This window comes from Brevibacillus antibioticus (assembly GCF_005217615.1).
GTDB lineage: Bacteria > Bacillota > Bacilli > Brevibacillales > Brevibacillaceae > Brevibacillus > Brevibacillus antibioticus.
Genome location: NZ_SZNK01000001.1, coordinates 565,900 through 572,500, shown reverse-complemented (window position 1 = coordinate 572,500; position 6,601 = coordinate 565,900). Strand labels below are relative to the sequence as shown.

Annotated in this window: 8 protein-coding genes (1 of these 8 cut by a window edge); 3 read left to right on the top strand and 5 right to left on the bottom strand. The window is 47.7% G+C overall.

Annotated features, from left to right (window positions below; translation table 11 throughout):
* The 3 genes in view from E8L90_RS02625 to E8L90_RS02615 are tightly spaced (at most 42 nt apart) and all read right to left on the bottom strand, a layout consistent with a single transcriptional unit that may run on beyond the window.
* Positions 1-737: the 5' portion of a fumarylacetoacetate hydrolase family protein gene (locus tag E8L90_RS02625; protein ID WP_137027882.1), read on the bottom strand. The gene continues 40 nt to the left of window position 1, outside the view; 737 of the gene's 777 nt are visible here — the first part of the coding sequence; it begins with the start codon at positions 735-737; its stop codon lies off the left edge, out of view.
* Between the two features lie 42 nt (positions 738-779).
* The gene (gene thiI, locus E8L90_RS02620) at positions 780-1,979 is read right to left on the bottom strand and encodes a tRNA uracil 4-sulfurtransferase ThiI (protein WP_137027881.1); all 1,200 of its coding nucleotides are present in this window, start codon (positions 1,977-1,979) and stop codon (positions 780-782) included.
* Positions 1,980-2,004: 25 nt separating this feature from the next.
* Positions 2,005-3,174 (bottom strand): cysteine desulfurase family protein, encoded by a 1,170-nt coding sequence (locus E8L90_RS02615; RefSeq protein WP_137027880.1) that lies wholly within the window; start codon positions 3,172-3,174, stop codon positions 2,005-2,007.
* A gap of 277 nt (positions 3,175-3,451) precedes the next feature.
* Here E8L90_RS02615 and E8L90_RS30065 point away from each other — a divergent pair, with 277 nt between their 5' ends.
* The gene (locus E8L90_RS30065) at positions 3,452-3,598 is read left to right on the top strand and encodes a hypothetical protein (protein ID WP_017250402.1); all 147 of its coding nucleotides are present in this window, start codon (positions 3,452-3,454) and stop codon (positions 3,596-3,598) included.
* 112 nt (positions 3,599-3,710) lie between these two features.
* On the opposite strand, the gene dapF is transcribed toward E8L90_RS30065, so the two are convergent.
* A complete protein-coding gene (gene dapF / locus E8L90_RS02610; protein ID WP_137027879.1) occupies positions 3,711-4,571 on the bottom strand; it encodes a diaminopimelate epimerase in 861 nt (286 codons plus the stop codon).
* Between the two features lie 142 nt (positions 4,572-4,713).
* On the opposite strand from dapF, the gene E8L90_RS02605 reads away from it, so the two are divergent.
* Entirely contained in the window at positions 4,714-5,244 is a 531-nt protein-coding gene (locus E8L90_RS02605) for a DUF84 family protein (protein ID WP_137027878.1), read from the top strand.
* Between the two features lie 65 nt (positions 5,245-5,309).
* Here the strand turns inward: E8L90_RS02605 and E8L90_RS02600 are convergent, their stop codons facing one another.
* Entirely contained in the window at positions 5,310-5,891 is a 582-nt protein-coding gene (locus tag E8L90_RS02600; RefSeq protein WP_137027877.1) for a DUF456 domain-containing protein, read from the bottom strand.
* Between the two features lie 97 nt (positions 5,892-5,988).
* Here E8L90_RS02600 and E8L90_RS02595 point away from each other — a divergent pair, with 97 nt between their 5' ends.
* Positions 5,989-6,579, top strand: coding sequence for a hypothetical protein (locus E8L90_RS02595; RefSeq protein WP_137027876.1), 591 nt, complete (start codon positions 5,989-5,991; stop codon positions 6,577-6,579).
* The last annotated feature ends 22 nt before the right edge of the window (positions 6,580-6,601 follow it).

The following is a 6,601-nucleotide window of genomic DNA, read 5'->3' as shown; positions in this document are numbered from 1 at the left end:
CCTTCAATGGTTACCGAAATTTCATCACCTGGAACAAGTTCACCTACACCAGATGGCGTCCCGGTTAAAATAACATCACCAGGACGAAGCGTCATGACCGCAGATACTGCCTCGATCAATTGCGGAATTGAAAAAATCAATTGGTCTGTGCAAGCATCCTGACGCACTTCCCCGTTTACTCGTGTCACGATACGCAAGTTATGATAATCCAGTTTGGCTGCAATAGCAGGTCCAAGCGGACAAAATGTATCAAAGCCTTTTGCCCGTGTCCATTGCCCATCGCTCATCTGCAAATCGCGCGCGGTCACATCAATCGAACAAGTGAATCCCAAAATATAATCGTCCGCATCCGAAGCCTTGATCTTCTTGGCCTCTTTCTTAATCACCACGGCGAGTTCGCCTTCATAATGAAGGTTTTGCGTCAGCTTTGGATAGACGATGGACTCACCAGGTCCAATGACGGTGGTTGAGGGCTTCAAAAACATCAGCGGTTCTTTTGGCAGGTCAATCCCCATCTCAGCCGCATGATCGCGGTAATTCAATCCGATGCATACGACCTTGCTTGGATCACTTGGCGCCTTCAACGTGACCTCATCCAAAGGTAGCTCAAGGCCCGTCATGATCGGTTTTGCCGTATGGATTTTGTAAATGTCCCCTTCAATCACGCGTACTTTGTGATCCTCTTCCACCATCCAGCCATGCTTCACCTTACCATTGCGCTCATAACGGATTATCATGGTTCCTTCTCCCCCGTGTCGCGAGTTTCTCTATACTTATATTTAGAACAGGTCAGTTGCCGTTTCTTTTGGCTTCGTTGTAATCTCTTCGATTTCAGTTCTCGCTACCGCATCCTCCACTAGCGCTTCTACATCCAACGCTTCCTCAAATTTTGCAGCGAGGCGAGGCTTCGGTCGCGTTACAGGATTTTTCGGTGTAAACACTGTGCAGCAGTCCTCATATGGCAAAATAGAAAGCTCGTACGTATCGATTTGGCGAGAAAGGTCCACAATGTCTACCTTGTCCATTGCGACGAGTGGTCGCAGGATTGGAATCGAAATCACCTTGTTGATCGTGTCCATGCTTTCCAATGTTTGCGACGCGACTTGACCGAGGCTTTCCCCTGTTGCAAGTGCCTTGGCATTGGTATTTTCCGCTACACGCTCCGAAATGCGCATCATGAAGCGACGCATGATTGTGATCAAATAATCTTCTGGGCATTTTTCACGAATGGCAGTTTGAATCTCTGTAAATGGTACGACGTGGAGACGGACAGTACCTCCCCATTTCGTTAGCTTATGAGCCAAGTCACGCACTTTTTGCAAAGCGCGCTCACTCGTAAACGGATAGCTGTGGAAGTGGATCGCTTCAAGCGTCACACCACGCTTCAGCATCATCCAACCCGCTACAGGACTGTCGATACCCCCAGATAATAGCAACAAGACTTTTCCGCTTACCCCAACTGGCAAGCCACCTAGTCCCGGGATGGTTTCACAACTAATGTAAGTACCCTCCGTGCGAATTTCTACATTAACAATCATATCTGGCTCATGCAAATCTACACTGATAGCTGGAAGGGCACGCAAGATGTGTGTTGCCACCATGCGGTTCACTTCCATCGATTGAATTGGATAGCGTTTATCAGCGCGACGAGAAACCACGCGGAACGTACGCGGCTGTGGGTCCATTTGACGAACCAACTCCAGCGCTTTTTCCTTGATCGTTTCAATATCAGGATCTACCTGGATCGTCGGACTAAAGGAAGAAATGCCAAAAACGCGCTTCAAACGCTCCATAACCGCATAAGCATCCTCGCCGTGCAGCTCCACATACATCCGACCGTAATTGCGTCGAACTTTTACTTTAAAAAACGAACGCAGTACATTTCTCACACTTTTTACAAGTGCCTCTTCGAATTGATCGCGGTTTTTTCCTTTTAGCGCCAACTCACCATAACGAATTAAAATAACATCGTAGTTCATGTTTATCTCCTTTTAGTTGTCCACACTATTTTCTATGGGCGGGGGCAGGTTGTTGTTTGACAAAAGTACGAAGCACACTGACGCACTCCTCTAACGCTTTCAAAAACTGCTGAATGTCCTCCGCTGTATTTTCCCGGCCCAGACTGACCCGCAGAGACGACAACGCGCAATCCCGCTCGATGCCAATCGCAGTTAGTACTCTGCTCGGCTCATTGACTTTGGATGAGCACGCCGACTTGGTGGATATCAGAAAACCTTTTTCCTCCAAAGCATGCAACAGGACTTCCGCTTTTACTCCTGGTACTGACAAGTTCATAATATGGGGAGCCGTATTCACTTCCGGGGTATTCACGATGCAGCCTTCAATCGTAGCAATCCCTTCACGAAGCTGTTGATTCAATTTTTGCAGCCTGATCATCTCGACGCTGCCTAGTTCTTCTAGAATCCGAATTGCTTTTGCCATACCGGCGATGGCTGGGAGGTTTTCCGTTCCTGAGCGAATACCGCCTTCTTGACCGCCACCCTTCATCAACGGGTGAATAATCAAGCCTTCTCGCTTATACAAAATGCCAACTCCTCTGGGGCCGTAAAACTTGTGGGCAGAGACGCTTAACAAATCAATCCCTGAATCCTTGATGCGCAAAGGAACTTTCCCAATTCCTTGGACAGCATCGACGTGAAACAAGACTTTCGGGAATTGCTTCAACCATTGTCCGATTTCCAGGATCGGCTGGATGGTTCCCAACTCGTTGTTCACATGCATCACCGAAACGAGAATCGTATCCGGACGCACTGCTTTCTGAACAGCTTCTACCGACACGCGACCTTCACGATCTACCGGCAGATACGTGACAGTAAACCCTAGGTCTTCCAACTGTTTGCAAACATCGTAAACAGCCGGATGCTCTACCTGCGTCGTAATAATATGTTTCCCTCTGTTTTGATATTGAAAGGCTACACCTTTGATCGCCGTATTATTGCTCTCCGTACCACCTGAAGTAAAAATAACTTCACTTTCTTTACAGCCCAAGTACTGAGCGGCAACCTTTCGCGCCTGCTTTAGTACATTTTCCGCCTCTACTCCTTTTTGATGCAAGGAAGACGGGTTTCCATAGTAGCTTTCCATCGCGCGTCTAACGGTTTCAATCACTTGAGGATGAGGCCGGGTAGTCGCACTGTTGTCTAAGTAAATCACCAGTACACACCTTCCTAAGGGCAAGATGCCCGAATACTACGCTTCATCATAACATGACTTTTCGTAAAGCACATACAAAGTATTACACTTCTCGACCTTATTTTTCCCCGAGTGCGATGCTCCCAAAAGACCAAATCAGACAATCTGAACAACCGTTCACAGACTATTCACGTATAAAGCGCTTACATCCAGATAAAGGCTATTTACATTGGTTTGACCTTTCGTTAGAATAGTCAATAAATTTAGATAAAAAACATCAGCCAAGGAGAGAACTACCATGACAGCACAAGCTATGCAAGAAGAAATTAAGAAGATGGAAGCCGAATTGAAAAGACTGCAAGCGGAACTGGCGAAGATGAACAAAAATACCCCGCAGTACGACCGTACGGATGTCGCATACCTAAATGAGGTGTACAACGCGTGACGCACCTTCGAATTCGATAGCGTGGTGACGGCAGGAAGGATTGGCCGTGACCACGCTATTTTTTGTAAAAAAACCGCTCCCGTGATTTCGACGGAACGGTTTTGGCTTGTTGTTATTTAAATGGGATCTCCCCCAAATACTTACCAGAAAAAACTTCCGTAGCCGGTCCCGTCATATAGACGCGGTTATCCGCTTCCTTCCATTCAATAAAGAGATCTCCTCCAGCCAGGTGGACAGTGACTTTTCTATCTGTCTTTCCACTCAAGTGGGCAGCTACTGCAGCAGCGCAAGCTCCTGTCCCACAGGCAAGCGTTACACCTGATCCCCTCTCCCATACACGGAAAAGAATTTCCTCCTGATTCAATACTTGGATAAATTCGACGTTGGTTCGCTCAGGAAACCATTGGTGATACTCGATCATTGGCCCGTAGTGGCGAACATCTTCTTCCTTCACTTCATCCACGAAAAGGATGGCATGAGGATTGCCCATCGAAACAGCCGTCATCGTAAATGCAGTTCCACCGACTTCGATTGCCTCTTCTCGCACTTGCTCTTCAGGAATGCCTGTCATCGGGATTGCTGCTCGCTCAAAACGAGGCTCTCCCATATCAATTGTTACATGATCGACCTTACCATCTGCTCCTAGCGATACGACAGGAGTGACGGTACCTCCCAACGTCTCCACGGTAAACGTTGTTTGCTCCGTCAAACCGTGATCGAATACGTACTTGCTCACACAGCGCAAGCCGTTTCCGCAATTTTTTGCTTCGCTGCCATCATTGTTAAAGACCCGCATGCGAAAATCTGCTCGCTCAGATGGCATAATGAGGATCAATCCATCGCCCCCAATGCCAAAATTCCGATCGCTCACCCTTCTAGCCAATTCGGGTAAATCTACACGCGATAAGTCTTCATCAAAACAGTTGACGTAAACGTAATCATTACCCAAGCCATGCAGCTTTGTAAATTTCATCGTCCACTCCTCTTTCTCTTCGTATGCTAGGTCTGACTCTTTTCTATGGCTATTATCTTATCACACCGCAGAGAATCTCGGTCGAATCAAAAGGTGGTATACTACTACTAGCATCGATGATGGAAAGAGGTGGAACAAGTCGTTGGATTATCATATTTTCCGCTATGCACTCGGAACGCAAAATGAAGCAAAACGTCTCGCTGTACAAAAAGCAACTGGAACGGAACCTTTCTGCATATCCGTCCCCTCTGGCGTAGCGGCTCAGCCGATGAGTGAAGAAGAAACGGTTACAGGAGCGATCAATCGTGCAAAAGCTGCACGTAGTCAAGCCCTAGGAGTAGACATTGGGTTAGGTTTGGAAGGCGGACTTATGTACGATGAGCTGTTTACAAAGCAGTGGTATTTGATTTCCATCTGCGCAGCCTGGAATGGAAGTGAGCTATTTATTGGAAAGGGCTTGGCTTTTCCTATCCCGAATCAAGCGGTCCACCGAATCCAGCAGGAGCAAATTGAGCTCAGTACCATTATAGATGAATGGGGGAAAACGGTCGGCAGTAATCATCGCGGCGGCGCTTATTCCCTCTTAACCGATAATCGCGTACGTCGTTCCGATGTGTTTTGTGATGCCGTGATCGCAGCCATTACGCCTTTTGTTTCCTCTTTGTACAAATAGCAGTGGCGCAACATAATAAACCCTCTCCGGCTGAACAATCCGGAGAGGGTTTTTGGTTTGATGCTTTAGCGAGCCCTATAGTACGGGTAGATGACTAATGCGCCCAAAATAGCAATAGCACCTATGATCATCGCCCAGACTCCCAGCGTCTTCGAGTTGCGTCGATACGCCAGATAGCCAAGCACCATACCAATTGGAGCCATCAGGTACGGCATGAGAAACAGGGACAGGATCGATAAGCCCAAGCCAGTTATCCCAATACCGCTGGCCCCATTTTCCCGATTTTCCTCGTCTGTGTCGATCTCACTGGCAGCACGACTGGTCGGAAACGGCTCGGCTATCTCCGCCGCCGCCTCGATGTCGTCATCTCTGACCTTGGTGACCGGTGAACGGTCCTCTTTTGTCAGGACAACGCCATCCAAACGCTCCGAAAAGTCGTTACGCTCCTCATCCAGCTCACCTGTATAGCGCTCTGTTAAGGAGTGGGGATCATAGTGAACCCTGCGTCTCGACCGCTCATTCTCTTCGTCAAAGACGGCCTGTGTCCAAGTATTCGCTGCAAACTCCCTGTCGTGCTGATCAACCGTCTCGGAAAAACCGGTATCTTCCTTCCGCTTCGCATCATTACGTTCGTGTCGATCCAACATATCATGCTCAGCCCCTTTTTTGGTAAAGGATTAATTAAGTGAAGGAAGTAGCCTTATTGTCTGCCTACGTTGTACAATTTAAACGGGAGGCGAGAGCATGAAACCAGACAAAATCCTAACCATTGGCATTGATATTGACGGTACAGTCACATCACCTAGCAGTATTGTTCCGTTGATGAATGAGAGCTTTGGAAGAGATTTACGATATGAAGATTGTTTGGAGTACAATTTAGCCAACGTGTATCAAATCACGGACGCAGAGTTTGAAATGTGGCTGGATCAAAATGGGGAGCGCCTATATGCTGGTGCGCCTGTTCATGGAATTGCCGATCAGGTTTTGCGCGATTGGTTTTCCTCCCACAAGCTGGTGTATATAAGTGCTCGTGAGGATCGTCACCTCGATGTGACCTTACAGTGGTTTGCTCGCTACAATATCCCTCACCATGAAGTGGATTTAATTGGGAGTCACGATAAGCTGTCAGCTGCCCGCAAGTGGGGCGTGGACCTTTTTTTGGAGGATCGACTGGAGAACGCTTTGCAATTGTCAGAAGCGCTGCAAATTCCCGTGTTCTTGTTTGACACTCCTTATAATCAAGCTTCCCTGCCTCCACTCGTCCATCGAGTCACTTGTTGGGAAGAAGTTGCCCAAAAAGTCAACGAGCTTTTTCCAGCGAAGACAAGCGTATAGGTTGAATAGCAAAAAGACGTAT